This is a genomic window from Vulcanisaeta sp. JCM 16161 (assembly GCF_001316285.1).
On record NZ_BBDO01000004.1, the window covers coordinates 1 to 18831 of the forward strand.

Consider the following 18831-nt stretch of genomic DNA (forward strand, 5'->3'; position numbering starts at 1 on the left):
GGGAATGACAACCTAACGAATCGAGCCAATGGAGGTTTATTACGCACCAGCGCTACCCCAGCTGTCATTAATTCAAGCATGTACGGCATTAACTCCCACTCCTGTGTCTTCATAATCCTACCCCTGACCACATCAGAGAGTGATAGGTTATCGAGAGCCTCACTAACAGCCTCAACAGACTTTGCGTATACAGACGGTATATTATCCAAAGCCCACGGATAATAACTCTCCCAGTCAAAGCTTGGTAGGAAGGTGACCGACCTAGCCTCCTCAAACCTCCTCGCGTGGAATACCTTATCGAGGATCTTAAACATGTCGAACTGATGAGCCCTCTCAGTGACTGTGACATCATCCTTTGTCAGGACCTTCTTACCCTCAGCAGACGCCTGTAGATCATTTATTGCAGCCCTAACATCACCGCCTGATGACTCAGCAATAAGCTTAAGCGCATCCTCCTCGCACTTAATGCCTTCGGCGTTGCAAATCCTCCTTAGTATAGTCATTATATCATCCTCGTCGAGAGGTTTTAGCTGAATAACCTCGGCTTCATCTCAGTTCCCTAAACTTGGATCCCACGGGTTATTAGCGGTCATTATGATTGGCCATGTCGACTCCCTAATCAACTCCACAATAGCTGCCAACCCACCCTTATCCTCCCTGACATTAAGTCCATCAACCTCATCAAAGAGTATGATCCTACCCCTGAAACCGAATAGGGAACCCATCTTCATTGAGCTGCCAATTACCTGCCTAATCCTCTCGCCAGTCCTAACATCACTTGCGTTTAACTCAAGAACCTCATAACCCTTCTCATTGGCCAATGCATAGGCAAGCGTCGTCTTACCAATCCCTGGAGGGCCAACGAGCATTACGGCTTTTTTTACTGGGCTTACCTTTCTCCCAACTGTTTATCCAATCAAGTAGTGCCTTCTTAGCCTCCTCCTGGTCAACAACCTCGGAGAGTTTCCTTGGGCGATACTTCTCAACCCAGGGAATCCTCCTTGACAATTAAAGTCACCTCTTCCTGGCAGGTGCCTTAGTCTCCTTACCAACCTCCTTACCGGTTACCAATCCATACTTCTTACCAATCAACATCAACCTAGCCAGAAAGGCTGAGAGCTGTATCTCCTCATCAGAGCCTCAGTAAGCCTATAATCAATGTCAGCCGCAGCCTCTGCAATCTCGACCTTAGCCTCATCAGGTACGTTAATGGCCCCACTCATTATTTGCCTCTGTATTACCCTCAGTATCTCCGTACCAGATACACCATGTTCATACATTAAGGTCCTCAACTATCCCTCGCCTTGACAAAATCACCACTAAATACCGTACTCACTAGGTCAATTATATCCTTAGGCTCTATGTAACCCACCGTCTTATAAATGACCTCAGGCGTTATCTCCTTAGCTGTCGCCGCGGCGGCCTGTAATGTGTTTATTGCTTTTCTCATGTCTCCCTGGCTTATGTCCCATATTGCCTCGAGTGCGTCGTCCGTGACCTTAACACCCTCCCTCGAAGCAATCTCCCTAAGCCTACCAAGAACAGCATCCTTAGGGAGCGGTGAGAACCTAAACATGGCGCAACGTGACTGTATTGGGTCAATGATCCTGGAAACATAGTTGGCAATGAGTATGAACCTAGTCACGTTAGCGTACATCTCCATCATCCTCCTAAGGGCCTGCTGTGCGTCAGAGGTCATGTTGTCTGCCTCATCAAGGATAATCAATTTATATGGTGCCTTACCCATCGGTGCCGTCCTCGCAAACTCCTTAACCCTCTCCCTAATGGTGGTTATACCTCTTTCGTCGCTTGCATTGAGTTCGAGAACATTCTCACGCCAAGCATCACCATAAAGCTCACGGGCAATCGCAAGAGCCATCGTAGTCTTACCAGTACCAGGCGGCCCGTAAAATAACATGTGGGGCATATTGCCGGTCTTCAGGAACTGCTTAACCCTCTCCTTGACCTCCTCCTGGTCAATAATATCGTCAATCCTCGTAGGGCGATACTTCTCAACCCAAATTAATTCTGCGATTGACATTACGGTATTAATGAATTAAATTGGTTAAATAAGTATTCCTCCTGAGTAGTTTGGAATGATTAGTAGGTATTATTGATCATGAGTATGCTTAGGTAAACCCTGCGGTAGTATTCATTAAATTCCTTGATCTGAAGCTGAAATGTTAAGGATGAGGAATCGGAAATGCTGAAAGTCAATTAATAAATAATGGCTGGGCTAAGCCTTACCTTGCGCTGGCGGCTATCCTCTCCATCTCATCCTTCTTCCTAATTGCGTATGACTTCTGATCATTCTGAGAAGCAGCTATTATCTCATCAGCCAGGCATTCCTCGATAGGCTTAGGATTATTGAAGGAGCACTGCCTTGCACCCTCTGTTATCCACCTAATGGCTAGGTCGAGTCTCCTCAGTGGTGAAACGTCAACGGATACTGGGTATGCGATACCGCCGTAAACAACCCTCGTAATCTCCTCCCTTGGCGCCGCATTTACTATGGCATCCACAAAGACCTGTATTGGGTTTTGCCCTGTCTTCAGGTGTATTATCTCGAAGGCCCTCTTAACAATGTTGTAGGCCTTGTGCTTCTTACCAGCATTCCTACCTGGATGCATTAATTGGTTCATTAACCTCTCAATGGCCGGTATCTTTGCCTTACCAAACTTCCTCTTCTGATATCTACCACTCGTGTGGGGCAGGTACATGGGCTTAAGGCATAGGTACCTCCTGAGGCCTGGGTCCTTAACGACGACGTTGTCAAAGGCCCACTTACCGAATAACTTAATCGGCTCACCATCAAGTGTCTTCAAATCCCTTGGACACTCCTCAATTATTGTTACACCACCAACTTGGTAAGTAACCGTTTCCTTAGACAGTGTAATTCCTTGATCGCTACTCATTACGCAGGATAAGAAGTAAGTGCCTTTTTAAAGATTTGCCGCATGGCCCAGTCAAACGTGGGTAGGGTATGTTTTTACTTATCCCTTAACGACACCAATGGGTACATGCCTTGAAACCCTCTTAGCCATCCCAGTTAACTCAGCTACCTCGCGACCTTATCAACGTTCTTATACGCCTCAGGCGCCTCCTCAGATATTATTTCGCTCTCCGCGGACCTAACAATTATACCCCTACTCTCCAGGGCACTCCTAACCTTATTCGGCGGTAGCATCCTAACGGCGGCTGACCTACTCAGCGTCCTCCCTGCCCCGTGTGGTGCTGTGCCGAAGGTTACCTGGAATGAGGTTGGCAGTCCAATTAATACGTATGATGCCGTACCCATGCTACCGGGTATTAAGACGGGCTGCCCAATATCCCTATACTTAGGCGGTATTTCAGGCCTACCTGCTGGGAACGACCTGGTAGCTCCCTTCCTATGCACGAGGACTCTCCTAACATGACCCTCATCATCAATCACGTGATCCTCAATCTTGGCAATGTTATGCGCAACGTCGTAGACAATCTCAAGACCAAGCTTGTCAGGGTCCTTACCAAAGACCCTCCTGAAGGCTTCCCTAACCCAGTGCGTAATTATCTGCCTATTGGTCCATGCATAGTTAGCTGCGGCCTTCATCGCGGCTAGGTAGTCCTGGGCCTCCTTGGTGGTGAGGGGCATTGCCGCCAACTCCCTATCCGGCAGGAACAAACCCCACTGCTTCATCTTATTCTCAGCAACCCTTATGTAGTCAGTCGCAACCTGATGTCCAAGACCCCTACTACCGGTGTGTATCAGAACCATTACCTGGCCCTCCTGCTCAATACCAAGCCTCTTGGCCAGGTCTGCGTCGAATATCTTATTAACGACCTGTATCTCAATGAAGTGATTACCGCTACCCGTCGTGCCCAGCTCGTCCTTGCCCCTCTCCTTAGCCCTCTGACTAACCTTACTCGAGTCAGCACCCTCATAATGCCCAAACTCCTCGATGAAGTCCTTATCATCGCCCCAGCCATAACCCTTAGACAAAGCCCAATCAACACCCTCATCAAGCACCTTATCCAAGTCACCAAAGGACAGCCTAAGAAGCCCAGTCTCACCAACACCGGCAGGTACCAACTTAAATATTGTGTCCACAAGCTCCCTAAGCTTAGGCCTAACATCCTTCTCCGTCAAATTCGTCCTAAGGAGCCTCACGCCGCAATTAGATACCACAAATCCCTCGGCAATGAAATCATGGGACTCATCATCTATTGTTAAGTCATAAACTAAGCCATCAAAGGTTCCTCCCTCACCTCCTCAACTACATCCCATACAATGTCACCATCAACTCTATCCCTATACCAATCCTCAAACGTGGGGAAATTCTTAGGAACCCTTGGCCTATCAACTCCATCCTCATAAATACTACGTTCAATGAACCTCTCATTAACATACTCAGACACGAGCAGGGTCACGATGTCTGACTTAGCATAACCACTCCTGCCATGGCAATGGCCAATTGCCTAGCCTCACTACGTAAGTTTATTATTTTCTCCTTAAGCCTGAGCCATACTATCGCGGCATTGGCTAGTCTCCTCCTCTCTGGGTTATACTCATAGCCTATCCTGCCCCACAGCCTTATTAGGTTCTCAGGCGTTGATGATATGTATAGGCGGAGCCATACCCTATCGTTGCTTGGGTATATTTTCTGTATCGAGTTGGTCTCGATACCGAATTCACGGAGCATCTTGGCTATGTCATTTAGGAAATCATAACCACTCCTCTCAAGCTCCCTCACCTTAGATATGGTCACGTGTGGCTGCTCAAAGTTATAGCCATTAATTGTGATTGGCTTACTCATTTCAGCGCCAAAGTACCCCGCCAGGAAGAGCCTCTTCATCCATAGTGGCAGCTCCATTACCCAGCTGGGGACTCTGAATGGTATGTGCGTCTTCTTACCCGGCGGTGCGCCCAACGCTATTAATAACGCCTTGAAGCTCCTTGACGATACATGAAGCGCGCATTCATGGCCCTCGGTCTCCTTACCATTTATTCTAACTCTCCTAACTCTGCAGTATATGTTTGCCTTGTAGCCAAGCTCCTCTATATCCCTCCTCATTTCCTCAAGGCCCTCCCTCGAACCGTAAAATGCCGTGATCTTACCCCTCACTCCATTGAATGATCCATCGCCTATAAAGTACCCAAGTAACTTAAGTAGTATGGGTAATTTCGGATTCCTCGTTGTTAATGGAAGTAAGCCCCTCTTACTTAACTCCCTGGCTATTACTTCAGGGAATTCATTACCGCTTAAGATAACCTTATTGGGCGGTTCCTCGTAAGGTACGCCCTCAAATGGGTATAAAGCCACCCTATCGCCCACCCTCAACTCACCAGCATTTACCATACCCCTAGGCGTCAACACTGGATGATCAGAGGATGCCTTAAGTAAATACCCACTTTCTGTTCTTATAACCATGAGCTTATTCTCTCTCCTCCATAGGAATAGCTTAATCTTCGTGGGCTTAGGCACCTTAGTACTCCTGTCTATGGAGATCAACTCTCCACCCTTAATTAATGACTCAATAGGGACTACGTAGCCAAACCTCGTGAGAACCTTAGTACCGGGCGGTAAGCAATTGATGTCATAGCCAATCCCTCCTGGACTAACCACGCCTTGTTCCATGTCCATTGCGGCGACGCCGCCCACTGGGAATCCATAGCCCTGGTGGGCATCCGGCAGCGCTATGCTGTACTTGTAAATACCGGGTAGGCATGCGACATTAGCCGCCTGCTCCAGCGTCATGTCTGTCTTCATCTTCTCAAGCAGTGTCTCATCAGCGAATATCCTAGCTGGCACCTTCATACACGGCTTATACCCCTTCGGTATCTCCCAAACATAATCACTTATTTTCTTCAATGGTGGTACCATGATTAAGCCATAATTCATTAATGGGTTAATAAAACTTCACTCTATATCCAGTTAGGTTAATAGCACGTATTTAGTGCATAGTCTTTAATAATATAAATTTTCATTATAAATTATAGTTAAAATTAAAAATTATTTGATAAGTTCCGATTAAAAAAGTTAAAAATATTTTAGGAATATTAAGATTATGATAATGCCACATTGGTAATTAGTAGGGCTTGCCGACTTTCGACACGGTATATATTAATGTAATTAATGCCCAGAACTCGGACCTAGACTTTGGAATGGTTATTAGGGTTCGTCTTCATAGGGACAGTATTGAGAGTGTTAAGTCCCTGCTTAGGAAATTCGCCGAGGTGTTGAGAGGTGATGGTAGGTTCTCCTTCCATATGAGGTCAATATCGAGGTTGGGCGGTCCAAATGATGATAGGATTCACCCAGTTGATGATGGTGTTGTTGAGGAGGTTAGGGAGTACGCAAGGTCGCTTGGGTTGAAACTCCTTGAGTTGTCATTACCCTACATATGCTACGCATCGTGGCTTAACTCACTCGTGATAATGCCCGATGGAACGTTGAGTAAGTGTACGGTTAGACTCTACGAGAATATTAATAGGGTCGGCAAGCTAAACGATGATGGAACCCTAACGATTGATGAGAATAAGTTGCTATGGTGGGCCAGGGGCATCATAAACAATGACTTAAAAGCGGCGGCATGCCCAGCATTCAGTAAGGAGGGCTATGAAGCTATTAAGTGGCTTATTTAATAGGTACTGTGGCGTTTTAGGTATTAGGGATGCGGCTATGCTCATCTACTCTAACATGCTTAACAATGCCGCATATGATGTTATGCGGTTCGTGTTAGCTATACTGGGCTTCGACACCATGAATATTTTCGGCGTCGCCCTAGTCTACATATCCTACGCATTGTCATCAATGGCGCAATTACTCGGCGGTGTGATAATTGATGTACTTGGTCGTGAGAGGAGAGCATTGGTGGTGAGCAATTTCCTAATGGCCTTACTATACATAGTCGCCTCCATCGTATTGTTCATAATGGAGATCAATGCTTTAAGCCTCATGCTTGCACTTGTGATCATCATTATTGGCGTAAGTATGTATTGGGCGATGGGGACCATGAGGGGTGCATTGATTAAAGTCCTGCTAAATAATGATGCCGAGAAAATAAGGCTGTACGCGTCATTGAATAATATGTTGAGATCTTTAACCTCAGTGATTTTAGCGGTAATTTCAGGATACTTACTATTCCTGAACATATACACTGCTAGGTACTTAATCCTTTCATCAGCCACCCTCTCTATAATGGCTTTAATTCCTTTAACTCTAATGAGGCACCACGTAGAATCGTGGATAAATCTAGTACCCAGGCTATTAGGCAGGCTTCATTAAATTTGGTGAATTATTTAAGCGTAATACCGGCTTCAGGGCTGTAATCCTCACTATGCTCATTACCTTTTTATTAATAATATCGCTTGATGTTCTGGTTTATAGTGTATTATCCATCTAATATAATGTTGCCTTACTTGCAGGTATCGGTAGTATATTTACTATGACCGGCGCTGCACTTGGTTCAGCACTAGCGCCCAGATTTAGGATTGGTAAGCTAAGCTCAGTCAACAACATCATGATTATAGCCTTAATTATTGGTCTCAGCTTCGGCATAATACCCATGACGATAAAAAGCATTATGATCGCCGTACCACTACTGTTCATAATAAATTTAGCATATAATGTATTTATCAATGCATTCTTCACGAATATTGGGAGTATCCTCATTTACGTGATCCCACGCGGTGAGTTCGGCATTGTTGACTCATCCGCATGGACCTTATTCACGGTATCGCAGATAGTGAGCGCCATCATTTGGACCTTCATAGGCACAGCCATCGGCGCCCCTAGGGCAATGTTGATCGCGATGGTTATGGGCATAATAACACTCCTAATATTAAACTTAAATTACGGCAAGGTAAGTTTCGATAGTGAAGAACTATGACTAAACCACTAAACGGCCTATTTAGTAAGTACCGAAGTATCCTAAACATTAGGGATGTCTCTTTACTTATTTACTCCAACGTGATTAATAACATTGTGTATAGTGTTTCACAGTTTGTGTTATCAATCTTAGGCTTTGATACCATGAGTGTCTTTGGCGTTGCTCTTGTCTATGTGCTTTACGCATTATCGTCAATGGCGCGATTATTTAGTGGCGTGGTAATTGACATATTTGGTCGTGAGAAGAGAGTGTTAGTGATTAGTAATGCCTTAATAGCTATGCTTTTCCTAATTGCCTTCCTCATATTAATTATAATGGGGATTAATGCCCTGAGCCTTGTGTTAGTACTTATAGTTATTGTCATTGGCGTGAGCCTGTACACGATGATGGGAACCATAAGGAGTGCGTTGGTTAAGGATTTACTAGGTAATGATAATGAGAAGATAACACTGTATACGTCATTAAACAATACATTGAGGTCAATAATTTCGGTATTCTCAACGGTGGTCTCAGGCTACCTACTATTCCTAAGTATTCACATCGCTAAATATTTGATCCTATCCTCAGCCATACTCTCCATAGTTGCCTTAACCCCATTAATTCTCATGAGGTATCACGGTAGAGTCACGGATGGGTTCAGTGCCCAAGTCATTAGGCGGGGCTTTGCTAGGTTTGGGGAGTTGTTTAAGGGGAATATTGCTTCAGAGCCATAATCTTAACGGTAACGGTCACCTACCTATTAATAATATCTCTTGACGTACTGAGCTACAGCATATTATCCCTATATTACAACGTGGCCTTACTTGCAGGTATTGATAGCTTATTCGGCTACGCTGGTGCAACGATAGGTTCCATACTCACGCCTAGGTTTAGGGTTAGTAAGTTAAGGGTTATTTATGTAATCTTAACCACAGCGTTAATAATTGGTTTGGGCTTCGGTATAATACCCATGTTAATTAGGAGCTTAGTTGTTGCCGTACCGCTGCTATTCATGGTTAACCTCATCTATAACATATTCATTAATGCATTCTTCACGGCGGTTATGAGCATTCTTATTTCCGTGGTTCCACGTGGTGAATTTGGTATTGTTTATTCATCACGTGGGTATTATTCACGCATCACAGATTGTGAGTGCCGTTATCTGGGCCTTCATAGGCTCGGTCATTGGTGCGCCAAGGGCCTTAATAATTGCCATGGCAATGGGCATAACGGCATCCCTCGTATTTAATACGGTTTACAGCAAGGTAAGTCTTAGGGAAGGGAAAGATGGGGAGAAATGAGAACGAGTTCTAAAACAACGAATAAGTAAAGGCTTAGGGAAACTCGAAATAACGCATGTTGGAGAGTGGTATGGTGCTGTAACAGCGTTAAGTAATTAAATGGGTATGGTTTTTAGTCATGGGTATTATGCCGATTGATTATAGGACTGTTGGGCTTAAGGTTGGTTTGGAGATTCATGTTCAATTAAATACTGGTAGGAAGCTGTTCTGTAATTGCCCGCCGGTCGTTAGGAATGACGAGCCTCACTTCAGGGTTGTTAGGAGGTTGAGGCCAAGCATGAGTGAGCTTGGTGAGGTTGATCCGGCGGCTATTTGGGAGTTTAGGAAGCATAGGACCTTCGTTTATGAGGGTTATTACGACACCACATGCCTTGTGGAGCTCGATGAGGAGCCACCGCACGACCCAGACCCTGAGTCTCTCGAGGTTGCTTGGCCGTCGCCATGATGTTCAATGCCAAGATATTCGATGAGGTTTACGTGATGAGGAAGACGGTGATTGATGGGTCCAACACCTCGGGTTTCCAGAGGACCATGTTAATAGCCCATAATGGTTTAGCCAAGTTCTTTGATTATAAGGTCCCAATACAGACGATAGCCCTTGAGGAGGATGCGGCTAGGAAGATTGAGGAGAAGGGTGACACGGTTGTTTATAGGCTTGATAGGCTTGGTATACCGCTTATTGAGATATCCACGGGAATACTCACCTACAGTCCTCAGGAGGTTATGGAGGTGGCTTACTACATCGGCCACAGCATTAAGATGACCGGTAAGGCAAAGAGGGGTCTTGGCACTGTTAGGCAGGACGTCAATGTGTCCATTGAGGGTGGTGCTAAGACGGAGATTAAGGGCGTGCCCGACCTCAGCCTCATACCCAAGGTCATCGAGTACGAGGTTCAGCGTCAATTAAACCTACTGGCTATTCGTGACGAATTGATCAAGAGGGGTGTGAGGGAGGATTGGTTTGTTAAGGACTTCGTGGACGTCACCGACATATTCTCATCAACGAAATCCAACCTAATCAAGAAGGTACTTGATGGCGGTGGTAAGGTCATAGCCATAAAGACGCCAGGACTAAGGGGTATACTAGGTAAGGAGGTTCAACCAAATAGGAGGTTTGGCACAGAGCTAGCTGATAGGGTCAGGGTTTGGACAAGCCTGTCCGGCTTAATTCATAGTGATGAATTGCCGGGCTATGGAATAACGGCTGAGGAGGTTTCCAAGGTATCCTCGAGACTTGGTGTTGACTCATTCATACTCCTGGCGGGTACATCAGATAGGGACCTAGTTGATGCCGTGGACGTGATTATCGATAGAATTAGGGAGGCATTGCATGGCGTTCCTGAGGAGACTAGGGCGGCGAACCCAGACGGCACGACTAGGTTCATGAGGCCCAGGCCCGGCGCTGCGAGGATGTACCCGGAGACTGACCTTAGGCCAATAAGGATTACCGAGGATATGCTGACCAGGGCTAAGGCGTTGGTACCTGAGCCATCGAGTCCAGGGTGGTAGGTATATTAGCTATGGCATGAGTAAGGAACTGGCTATGCAAGTGATTAAGTCACCGTTTTACGACTTAATTGATTACTTAATAAGTGAGTTTCAGGGCAGGGTGCCAGCCACCTTAATAGCGAACACCATCGTGAATACCATGAAGTCACTCCAAAGAGATGGCATTGACGTATCGGTAATAACGGAGGACCACCTTAAGGCGATATTTAATGAATATGCCAGGGTGTGATAACCAAGGAGGCGATACCCGACATAATAGCGGCATGGAGTAAGGAACCCGATAAGCCCATTGATGGCATAATTAATAAACTGGGGTTGAGAAGGATGAGCCCGAAGAGGTCAGGAAATACGTAATGGAGAGGGCATCCAAGCTCGGCATAAACGATAGGAGCAAGCTCATGAATACACTTATGAAGGAGTTAAGGGGTAAGGCCGACCCAAGCGATATAATGAGGGCAATAGATGAGTACTTAAAGAATTCTCAAAAGAGATAAACCGGCATAAACACCGTGATGCAGCATGTTCAGCATTTCCTCACTATATAATCTATATGCAAATAAGCAATATTAATTCGTTGAGTGCTTAAAGCATGATCAGGAATGGGTGAGGATAGGGAGGCATACGTAGTTTATTTCAAGAGGACTGCCTTCTCAAGGGTTAAGAGGAGGATCCGAAATTCGACGTGTTTTATGACATAAGTGGGCCAACCTTATTCTCAAAATTACTCGTTAAGGCCGTGCAAGACCTTGGTATAAAGCCTGAGCAGATTGATCACGTGATCGTTGGTAATGCGTTGCAGGGTGGTGATAACTGGAGTATGGGTGGTAGGATACCCGTATTCCTCGCAAAGTTCCCGGTTACGATACCTGCCATGGCCGTTGATATGCAGTGCGCCTCGTCGTTTGATGCAATTGGTATAGGCACGATGGAGATTTGGACTGGGCAGGCGGACATAGTCTTTGCCGGTGGTTATGAGCACATGTCCAGGGTTCCCATGTACAATAACCCATACATAGTCCCACACCTAGAGTTAGCCACGAACCCTGAGTATGCGATGTACGACATGGCGACGGGCTATGTAATGGGATTAACCGCCGAGAAGTTAGCTGCTCTTAAGAAGATAAGTAGGGAGGAGATGGATAGGTGGTCTTATAGAAGCCACATGCTCGCTACGAAGGCGTATGAGGAGGGCTACTTTAAGGATGAGATACTCCCGATAGAGGTCGTCAAGGATGGGCAGAAAATCGTAGTTGATAGGGACCTAAGCGTTAGGCCGAACACATCATTAGAGGCGTTGGCTAAGTTACCACCTGCCTTTAAACCTGGTGGTGTAATAACCGCGGGTAACTCGGCACCCCTCAACTCCGGTGCATCATTAGTTGTCCTAATGTCAGGTAGAATGGTTAAGGAACTAGGCCTAAAGCCACTGGCTAGGGTTGTGTCCCTTGGTTGGGCTGCCGTTGATCCATCAATAATGGGTGAGGGCCCAGTACCTGCGTCAAGGAGGGCGTTAGCTAAGGCTGGCTTAAGGTTGAGGATATCGATCTTTGGGAAATAAATGAGGCGTTCGCCGTGGTTACATTGAACGCAATTAAGGAATTGGGTATTGATGAAAATAAAGTTAACATTAAGGGAGGGGCTATAGCATCGGTCATCCACTTGGCGCAACTGGCGCTAGGTTAGTGGGTACCCTGGCCAGGCAGCTGCAGTTGACGGGCAAGGAGTATGGACTTGCAACGGCATGTGTTGGTGGTGGGCAGGGCTATGCAATAATTATTCAAAGAGCTTGAGTAGTTACGTTCAATTTAAATTGAAATAGATTTAAATTACAACCCTAGCATTATAAGGCATTGTATGTCTGAAATACCCCTTAAACCAATGGGTAAGGAGGATATTAGGAAACTTGAAAGTGCATTGCTCGTTATGTCCCTATTCTCACCAGAGACTCTGGAGGCGCTTAGGAATCCGCATGAAAGACTTACCTGGGTCGATAGTCTCTACACCGCAGCCGCAGCATTCGCCAGGGATAAGGCGGGTATGCCCATTTCGCAGATAGCAGATGAGATCGGAGTAACGGAGACCACCATACGTAAGCACCTCAGGGGCGAGACGAAGGCTGGTCAACTGGTGTTAAAGGCGTATGAAAGACTCTCTAAGGAGGGTTTCAAGATTGAATTACCAAGCGAGTTGGCCAGTGCCATGCCCACTGAGGATGTAGGTAAATTGAAAGAGAAGATAGAGAGGGTTAAGAGATTACTTAATGATGCATTAAGGGAGTTAAGTTCGTAATATTAACTGTGTAATTCCATAAATTTAAATTAAATGAACACATTACTCTTCCTCCTCTTCCTCGGTTTCGCGGCCCGTAACCTTAACCTCCTTGGCGGCCCTCTCGCTTTCCTCAACGGCCTTCCTCATCTCATCAACTTCTTCCTTAGGTAATGCTTGTATTGATGCGGAGGTCGCTGTCAGCTTTAGGTACTTGTCCCAATAAATGACGACTCCCTCATCAGTTATATCCATTGGGTGTCTAACCATTGAGATCTTCGTATCCCTCATCTTCCAAACAATTATTGACCTATACAACTTGCCATCTATCTCGTCGAGGTCGAGCCTTATAATACCATCGACAGCATGTTCAACACCAGGTCCGCCAAAACCACGTTCGCCAACCGATACCTGGCTTATGAAGAGCGCTGTCGTGCCTAGGCCAGCGATTACCCTCTTAAGGAGCATCACGGTTGACCTGGCAATCGATGGCTTAGTTAAGTAAAGCGTACTCACCGAGTCTATCGTCACTCTCTTAGCGCCCGTATCCTTAATTGCCTGCCTAAGTACATCAACGAGTTCGTGGACATTATCCACATCCTTAACAACATACTTCTCCCTCTGAGAAGCAGCGCCTATGCCTGCCGTGAATGCATCCACAATTGCGAACTTACCCTCCTTCTCGTACTTCGCTATATCCCAATTAAAGTGCTTAAAACTCCTTCTAACAGCGACTGGGTGTTCCTCGAGTGCCACGAAGACTCCAGCCTCACCCCTCACAAGCCCATTATAGAGGAATTGCTTACCCAGTATAGACTTCCCAGTGCCCGGTCCGCCAGAGATGAGAACCACGCTCCTCTCCGGAATACCACCATACAGTATCTCGTCAAGGCCCGGTACATAAGTCCTGACCCTAGGAACAGTCATTAGGTGGCGATTTACGATTCCACTTAAAAATCCTTATCCCGTGAATGACGGAAAACGCTTTTAAATAAGCAATGAATTACTCAAACCGCGGCCGTAGTCTAGCCTGGTCTAGGATGGCGGCCTTCCGAGCCGCAGAACCCGGGTTCGAATCCGCGGCCGCACCAACTTGCGTTAAATAATAAATATATGGATTTATTTCAATACTGGGTGAACATTTAGGATTATAAGTCTGAGTTATGCTTACCTTACCGTATGGTTGGTCTATACCTTGTTCAGCATGGTAAGGCGTTTGATGAGAAGGTAGATCCTGAGAGGAGGTTGACTCCTGAGGGTGTTGCTGAGACGGAAAGGATTGCTAAATACCTTAATAGTATTGGTATTATCGTTGCCGAGATCATCCATAGCGGTAAGGCTAGGGCTAGGCAGACGGCGGAGATCTTCGCTAAGTACCTTGGTGTTGATAATGTTAGGGAGGTTGATGGTTTAAACCCAAATGATGATCCCAGGATTTGGTTTGAAAGATTGTTGAGACTTGATCATGACTTAATGATCGTGGGTCACCTACCGCACCTCAGTCGCTTGGTCTCATTGTTAATTATAGGTAATCCTGACATTAAGATTGTTGAGTTTAGGTATTCTGGCGTATTAAGGCTTAGTAAGGCTGAAGGTAATTGGGTCATTAATTGGTTCATTACACCAGACGTGATACGCTAGGGCTTTCTTCTCAGTTCTCTTGGTGTTTTCAGTTTCAAAATTATCTCCCTAGCCTCTCTGCCATTCCTCGCCCTTGCAATTATTGATGCTTCCTCAATGCGCATTACGTAACCACAATATGGACATTGATGGGTCTTGACTGTGTCACGGGCGATGGAGTAGTTTCCACACTTTGGACATGCGACGATTAAATACATGGCTATGAATACTGATGAATTTTAGGAATAAATTGCTTTTGAGCTTAAGAATTTACAGCTGAGGTGAGTGAAAGCAATATATATTTCCTTCACTTAGGTTCGTGTTAACTTATTTTGTCCGCTGCCCCCTAATAAAAGTAATTTAAATTTCCTGTGTGCAATTAAGTACTGAAGCAGTAAATAAGGTGGTTGGGATAAAGGTCTTAAAGAGGAATGGAAGCACGGAGGACTTCCTAAGAGATAAGTTAGTCCGTTCTCTAAAGCTCGCTGGCGTTCCAGACCCCGACTTGGTAGTTAATGCTCTCGACATTAAAGGCATTGTGCCAAGTAGTGAGTTGTCAGATAGGGTTCAATTAATCATGCTTAACATGGTTACTGAGGACTTGAGGTGGCATGATGCGGCTAGGAATTACCTTCTCTGGAGTGTGTATAAGCAGGTTTGGGGTAAGGACGTTGTTAAGGCTATTAATGATGGTAGGGTTAAGTTTGAGGATGCGTATAGGGAGGGATTCAAGGCTTGGTTTAGGACAGGGCTTGAGCTTAGGATCTGGGACTCAGAGATGAGTGCCTGGTATGCCCAACACATTGATGAGTTGGCTAAGTACCTCGACCCAAGCAGGGACTTACTACTTACCTACAACGGCGTTAGGACGTTAATGAGTAGGTACCTACTGAAGAGGCTTGATGGCTCATTCTTCGAGGCACCCCAGTACCTATGGATGAGGACGGCGATGGGCGTGGCATACGCAGAGCTTAAGTACGGTGGCGACCCAATAACATGGGCCAGGAGGTTCTACGACCTGATGAGCAACTAAAGTTCATGCCCAACTCACCAACGCTTTACAACGCAATGACAAGGCTAGGGCAATTATCCGCGTGCTTCGTGGTACCAATTGATGATTGCCTATCCAGGGAAAGCGACACAAACAGGGAGGATCCAGAGTGTAACTTCGGAATAATGGATGCCCTGAGACTCGCTGCGTTAATATTCCAGTCAGGCGGTGGCGTAGGTTATAACTTCGGTAAGTTGAGGCCTGAGGGTGATATAGTTAGGAGTACGACTGGTATTGCCTCTGGGCCGCTTAGCTTCATGAAGCTCTTTGATACGTTGGTTGACACGATTAAGCAGGGTGGTAAGAGGCGTGGCGCCAGATGGGAATGCTGTTCTGGTGGCACCCTGACATTGAGAAGTTCATAACCTCGAAGAGCGGCGAGCTTAAGGACATACAACTACAGAACTTCAACATAAGCGTAACCATTGACGACTACTTCATGCAGAAGGTGCTTAGGGGTGAGGACATATACCTAATAAACCCGAGGGAGTGCCCATGCCTATTCAAGACCTGGGGTGAGGAGTTCGTAAAGTGCTATGAGAGCTGTGTCGAGGCCATAAAGGCCGGCAGGATAAGGATTTGGAGGAGGGTTAACGCTAAGGAGCTTTGGGACAAGATAGTCAAGTCAGCATGGGACAGCGGTGACCCAGGACTATGGAATAGGGACTTGGCTAATTACATAAATAATGAAAAATTACCAGGCGAGGTCATAAATGCCACTAACCCATGCGTTACCGGTGATACAAGGATACTGACTAAGAATGGTTACTTACGAATTGGTGAATTAGTTAAACAGGGAGTTAAGGAGACCGAATTAGTGGTGCCCAGCGAGACAATATTAATACATGCAGTGCCAAGCCATGACCATAGGGCAGTAAATGTCAGTGTACCTGCCGTTGTAAGGTCTAAGGTGTTTAGTCAGGGCATTAAACCAGTATATAGGGTGATTACTAAAGAGGGTTACGAATTAAAGGCGACCCCAGATCATAGGTTGATTGTTGCGACCAAAGAGCCGTGCGAAGAATGCGAAGATGCACCGCTTGAGGTGCAGCAAGTAATTAGGTTATCACTAGGTGATAAGGCGTATGATTACTGGATTGTTTGGAAGAGGGTTGATCAGCTAAGACCTAATGACCTAGTATACCTATCCAGAATGGACATAGATAGGCTTGGCAAGGACTTCGGTAGCAACAGTATTGGTGAGGACCTCGCATTTGCGCTGGGCTGGCTGGTCGGTGATGGATTCATGTATGAAAATGAGGAGAGACATAATGGGTATGTCGCGTGGTATTTCGACGCACAGAAAGAGGAGGATATTGCACAGATGATAATTGACATCTTAAGGAATAGATTCCCGCATGCGATAATTCATGTCTATTATGAAGGTAATGAAATAAAGGTCATGGCTACGTCAAAGGATGTACGAACATATTTTAAGAAAATAGCGCCTGAATTAGTAAATGCTGATTCGACGATGAGGGTTGTGCCGGAAATTGTTTACACGCTAAGGTCTAGTGAGATTAAGGCGTTTCTCAGGGGTTTATTTACGGCAGACGGTACTGTAGACGCGGATTCTGCAATAAGGTTAGCTTCAGCGTCCCTGAAATTACTTAAAGAGGTTCAGGAATTACTGCTTCTCTTTGGCATCATGTCCACGATATACGAGAACAGAGCTAGGAATGAGATGGCGAAAGCTAAACGTGAGTTCATATATAAGACCAAGTCTGGCGAAGTCAGAACTTATAAGCCAAATAATTATCACGAATTAGTAATAAGGAATTATAGTAGGAAGCTATTCATGGATAAGATAGGATTCGCCGACCCTGCCAAAAATGCCAAAGTTTCTCTCAAGAAGACTAAGGTAGATCCGCCCTTAGCAACGGTCAAGAAGATAGAGTACATAGGTGAGGATGAGGTCTTTGATACCACAGTACCTAACTATCATTACTACGTAGCTGGCGGATTTATAAGCCATAACTGTTCGGAGGAGAGCCTTTATGATTTCGAAAGTTGTAATTTGGGTAGTATTAATTTAGTGAAATATGTTCGTGAGGGTAAGGTTGACTGGGATTCCCTGGCGAGGGATGTTCAGTTGGCCGTTAGATTCCTTGATGATGTCATTGATGTTAATAAATTACCACATGAGAGACTCAGGAAGAGGGTGCTCGAAACTAGGAGAATCGGCCTTGGAGCCAATGGCCTTGCCGATACATTAATAGCCCTTGGCCTTAGGTACGACTCACCACAGGCATTGGCCGTTTCTAACGAATTGGCGAGCTTCATAGCCAGGATGGCCGTTAGAGCCAGCGTTGAGTTGGCTAAGGAGAAGGGTGTTTACCCGGCGTACAAGCATAGTGACTGGGCTGAGGGTGTATTACCATGGACAAAGCACAGGGAGAGACTTGAGAAGTTCTCAAGCACCATTGATAAGGAGGCGGTTAATGAGTACCTGAAGACGCTTGATATGGGTTATGATGATCCGAAGGTTAAGGCTATAATTGACGGTTCAACAACGGTGCTCAAGGGGTATAGGGCATTAGACAGTGATTTATCGATAGACGTGAGTACGATAGGCATTAGGAACGGTTCAATAATGAGCATAGCGCCTGAGGGTTCCAGGAGCTTGATTGCCGGCGTAAACTCAAGCATTGAGCCCCTCTTTGCCATTGCCTACATTAGGAACCTATCAATTGGTAAGCTCATCGAGTATAACTATACGGCGCTCAGGTTACTAATGCAGACAAAGACCCTTGATGAGCCGACGAGAAAGTTCGTTGAGGAGTACGGAATATTACCGAGGAATCACCCACTGGCTGACCTACTTAGGACCGCGCATGAGATCCACTGGAGATGGCATGTGTACATGCAGGTGACCTGGGCCAGGTGGAATGACTCGGGCGTTAGCAAGACAATAAATATGCCGAGCAACACGCCTATGGAGGATGTTGAGCAGGCCTATAGATTGGCCTGGCTACTCAATGCCTTTGGAATAACCGTGTATAGGGACAAGAGTAAGTCGGTCCAGGTAATATACACGGGCGTTAAGGGTACGGAGCTAAGCCAACCGTTGAGGTTAAGGAGGTTAAGGTTGAGGCAAAGCCTAAGGTTGAGGCCAAGGCCAGTTATACGTCTTTATCCGCACTTAAGGATAAGTTGGTTAGGATTAAGAGTAATGGTGGTGAGAGTATTGAGGAGGAGATGCAGGAGGAGCTTGGGGAACAGATGATCCGTATT

General features: G+C 45.9%; 16 protein-coding genes, 1 tRNA gene and 6 pseudogenes. 13 read left to right on the top strand and 10 right to left on the bottom strand.

What is annotated here, in order from left to right; genetic code table 11:
- From JCM16161_RS15865 to JCM16161_RS05460, 8 genes and pseudogenes are all read right to left on the bottom strand, one after another.
- Nucleotides 1–503 (bottom strand): annotated as a pseudogene (locus JCM16161_RS15865) (replication factor C large subunit); the annotation flags it as partial.
- A gap of 48 nt (nucleotides 504–551) precedes the next feature.
- The gene (locus JCM16161_RS15870) at nucleotides 552–869 is read right to left on the bottom strand and encodes an AAA family ATPase (RefSeq protein WP_243669601.1); all 318 of its coding nucleotides are present in this window, start codon (nucleotides 867–869) and stop codon (nucleotides 552–554) included.
- Complete coding sequence (locus JCM16161_RS15875; RefSeq protein ID WP_243669602.1) at nucleotides 841–1008, bottom strand: hypothetical protein; 168 nt, start codon at nucleotides 1006–1008, stop codon at nucleotides 841–843. Before JCM16161_RS15875 ends, JCM16161_RS15870 begins: the two co-directional genes overlap by 29 nt.
- Before the next feature lie 6 nt (nucleotides 1009–1014).
- Nucleotides 1015–2035 (bottom strand): annotated as a pseudogene (locus JCM16161_RS05440) (replication factor C small subunit).
- 208 nt (nucleotides 2036–2243) lie between these two features.
- The gene (locus JCM16161_RS05445; RefSeq protein WP_243669603.1) at nucleotides 2244–2915 is read right to left on the bottom strand and encodes a 30S ribosomal protein S7; all 672 of its coding nucleotides are present in this window, start codon (nucleotides 2913–2915) and stop codon (nucleotides 2244–2246) included.
- A 78-nt stretch (nucleotides 2916–2993) separates the two neighbouring features.
- Nucleotides 2994–4156: pseudogene (locus JCM16161_RS05450) on the bottom strand (RtcB family protein); the annotation flags it as partial.
- A gap of 62 nt (nucleotides 4157–4218) precedes the next feature.
- A complete protein-coding gene (locus JCM16161_RS05455) occupies nucleotides 4219–4407 on the bottom strand; it encodes a hypothetical protein (RefSeq protein WP_054855234.1) in 189 nt (62 codons plus the stop codon).
- A complete protein-coding gene (locus JCM16161_RS05460; RefSeq protein ID WP_243669604.1) occupies nucleotides 4404–5861 on the bottom strand; it encodes an RtcB family protein in 1458 nt (485 codons plus the stop codon). Before JCM16161_RS05460 ends, JCM16161_RS05455 begins: the two co-directional genes overlap by 4 nt.
- 215 nt (nucleotides 5862–6076) lie before the next feature.
- Between JCM16161_RS05460 and JCM16161_RS05465 the strand changes: the two genes are divergently transcribed.
- The 9 genes and pseudogenes from JCM16161_RS05465 to JCM16161_RS05500 all read left to right on the top strand — a co-directional run bounded on the left by JCM16161_RS05465 (nucleotide 6077) and on the right by JCM16161_RS05500 (nucleotide 12947).
- The gene (locus JCM16161_RS05465) at nucleotides 6077–6622 is read left to right on the top strand and encodes a hypothetical protein (RefSeq protein WP_243669605.1); all 546 of its coding nucleotides are present in this window, start codon (nucleotides 6077–6079) and stop codon (nucleotides 6620–6622) included.
- Nucleotides 6597–7265: a hypothetical protein gene (locus JCM16161_RS05470; protein ID WP_054855237.1), complete on the top strand. Its 669-nt coding sequence runs from the start codon at nucleotides 6597–6599 to the stop codon at nucleotides 7263–7265. Before JCM16161_RS05465 ends, JCM16161_RS05470 begins: the two co-directional genes overlap by 26 nt.
- Before the next feature lie 160 nt (nucleotides 7266–7425).
- Nucleotides 7426–7869 (top strand): hypothetical protein, encoded by a 444-nt coding sequence (locus JCM16161_RS05475; RefSeq protein ID WP_054855238.1) that lies wholly within the window; start codon nucleotides 7426–7428, stop codon nucleotides 7867–7869.
- On the top strand, nucleotides 7866–8582 hold the full coding sequence (locus JCM16161_RS05480; RefSeq protein ID WP_054855239.1) for a hypothetical protein: 717 nt from the start codon (nucleotides 7866–7868) through the stop codon (nucleotides 8580–8582). The genes JCM16161_RS05475 and JCM16161_RS05480 overlap by 4 nt, the downstream gene beginning before the upstream one ends.
- An 80-nt stretch (nucleotides 8583–8662) precedes the next feature.
- Nucleotides 8663–9097 carry a hypothetical protein gene (locus JCM16161_RS05485; protein WP_054855240.1) on the top strand — a complete coding sequence of 145 codons (435 nt, stop codon included), beginning with the start codon at nucleotides 8663–8665 and terminating at the stop codon, nucleotides 9095–9097.
- 185 nt (nucleotides 9098–9282) lie between these two features.
- Nucleotides 9283–10916 (top strand): annotated as a pseudogene (gatE, locus tag JCM16161_RS05490) (Glu-tRNA(Gln) amidotransferase subunit GatE); the annotation flags it as partial.
- A gap of 95 nt (nucleotides 10917–11011) precedes the next feature.
- The gene (locus tag JCM16161_RS15880) at nucleotides 11012–11152 is read left to right on the top strand and encodes a hypothetical protein (protein WP_243669607.1); all 141 of its coding nucleotides are present in this window, start codon (nucleotides 11012–11014) and stop codon (nucleotides 11150–11152) included.
- A 242-nt stretch (nucleotides 11153–11394) separates the two neighbouring features.
- Nucleotides 11395–12448 (top strand): annotated as a pseudogene (locus JCM16161_RS05495) (acetyl-CoA C-acetyltransferase).
- 64 nt (nucleotides 12449–12512) lie between these two features.
- Complete coding sequence (locus JCM16161_RS05500) at nucleotides 12513–12947, top strand: helix-turn-helix domain-containing protein (RefSeq protein WP_054855241.1); 435 nt, start codon at nucleotides 12513–12515, stop codon at nucleotides 12945–12947.
- Nucleotides 12948–12989: 42 nt separating this feature from the next.
- Here the strand turns inward: JCM16161_RS05500 and JCM16161_RS05505 are convergent, their stop codons facing one another.
- Nucleotides 12990–13853, bottom strand: coding sequence for a KaiC domain-containing protein (locus JCM16161_RS05505; protein ID WP_054855242.1), 864 nt, complete (start codon nucleotides 13851–13853; stop codon nucleotides 12990–12992).
- Between the two features lie 87 nt (nucleotides 13854–13940).
- Between JCM16161_RS05505 and JCM16161_RS05510 the strand changes: the two genes are divergently transcribed.
- Nucleotides 13941–14017, top strand: a tRNA-Gly gene (locus JCM16161_RS05510).
- A gap of 88 nt (nucleotides 14018–14105) precedes the next feature.
- Entirely contained in the window at nucleotides 14106–14567 is a 462-nt protein-coding gene (gene sixA, locus JCM16161_RS05515) for a phosphohistidine phosphatase SixA (protein ID WP_054855243.1), read from the top strand.
- On the opposite strand, the gene JCM16161_RS15885 is transcribed toward sixA, so the two are convergent.
- A complete protein-coding gene (locus JCM16161_RS15885) occupies nucleotides 14564–14764 on the bottom strand; it encodes a DUF1922 domain-containing protein (RefSeq protein WP_243669609.1) in 201 nt (66 codons plus the stop codon). The genes sixA and JCM16161_RS15885 overlap by 4 nt on opposite strands.
- A gap of 185 nt (nucleotides 14765–14949) precedes the next feature.
- On the opposite strand from JCM16161_RS15885, the gene JCM16161_RS05520 reads away from it, so the two are divergent.
- Both JCM16161_RS05520 and JCM16161_RS05530 read left to right on the top strand, forming a co-directional pair.
- The gene (locus tag JCM16161_RS05520; RefSeq protein WP_243669611.1) at nucleotides 14950–15579 is read left to right on the top strand and encodes a hypothetical protein; all 630 of its coding nucleotides are present in this window, start codon (nucleotides 14950–14952) and stop codon (nucleotides 15577–15579) included.
- A 35-nt stretch (nucleotides 15580–15614) separates the two neighbouring features.
- A pseudogene (locus JCM16161_RS05530) lies at nucleotides 15615–18823 on the top strand (ribonucleoside-diphosphate reductase).
- The last annotated feature ends 8 nt before the right edge of the window (nucleotides 18824–18831 follow it).

Bases quoted from the DNA above. Each gene is read 5' to 3' on its own strand.
- JCM16161_RS05500 (WP_054855241.1), top strand. From the start codon at position 12,513: ATGTCTGAAATACCCCTTAAACCAATGGGTAAGGAGGATATTAGGAAA.
- JCM16161_RS15870 (WP_243669601.1), bottom strand. From the start codon at position 869: ATGCTCGTTGGCCCTCCAGGGATTGGTAAGACGACGCTTGCCTATGCA.
- JCM16161_RS15885 (WP_243669609.1), bottom strand. From the start codon at position 14,764: ATGTATTTAATCGTCGCATGTCCAAAGTGTGGAAACTACTCCATCGCC.
- JCM16161_RS05445 (WP_243669603.1), bottom strand. From the start codon at position 2,915: ATGAGTAGCGATCAAGGAATTACACTGTCTAAGGAAACGGTTACTTAC.
- JCM16161_RS05480 (WP_054855239.1), top strand. From the start codon at position 7,866: ATGACTAAACCACTAAACGGCCTATTTAGTAAGTACCGAAGTATCCTA.
- JCM16161_RS15880 (WP_243669607.1), top strand. From the start codon at position 11,012: ATGGAGAGGGCATCCAAGCTCGGCATAAACGATAGGAGCAAGCTCATG.
- JCM16161_RS05505 (WP_054855242.1), bottom strand. From the start codon at position 13,853: ATGACTGTTCCTAGGGTCAGGACTTATGTACCGGGCCTTGACGAGATA.
- JCM16161_RS05460 (WP_243669604.1), bottom strand. From the start codon at position 5,861: ATGGTACCACCATTGAAGAAAATAAGTGATTATGTTTGGGAGATACCG.
- JCM16161_RS05475 (WP_054855238.1), top strand. From the start codon at position 7,426: ATGACCGGCGCTGCACTTGGTTCAGCACTAGCGCCCAGATTTAGGATT.
- JCM16161_RS05470 (WP_054855237.1), top strand. From the start codon at position 6,597: ATGAAGCTATTAAGTGGCTTATTTAATAGGTACTGTGGCGTTTTAGGT.
- sixA (WP_054855243.1), top strand. From the start codon at position 14,106: ATGGTTGGTCTATACCTTGTTCAGCATGGTAAGGCGTTTGATGAGAAG.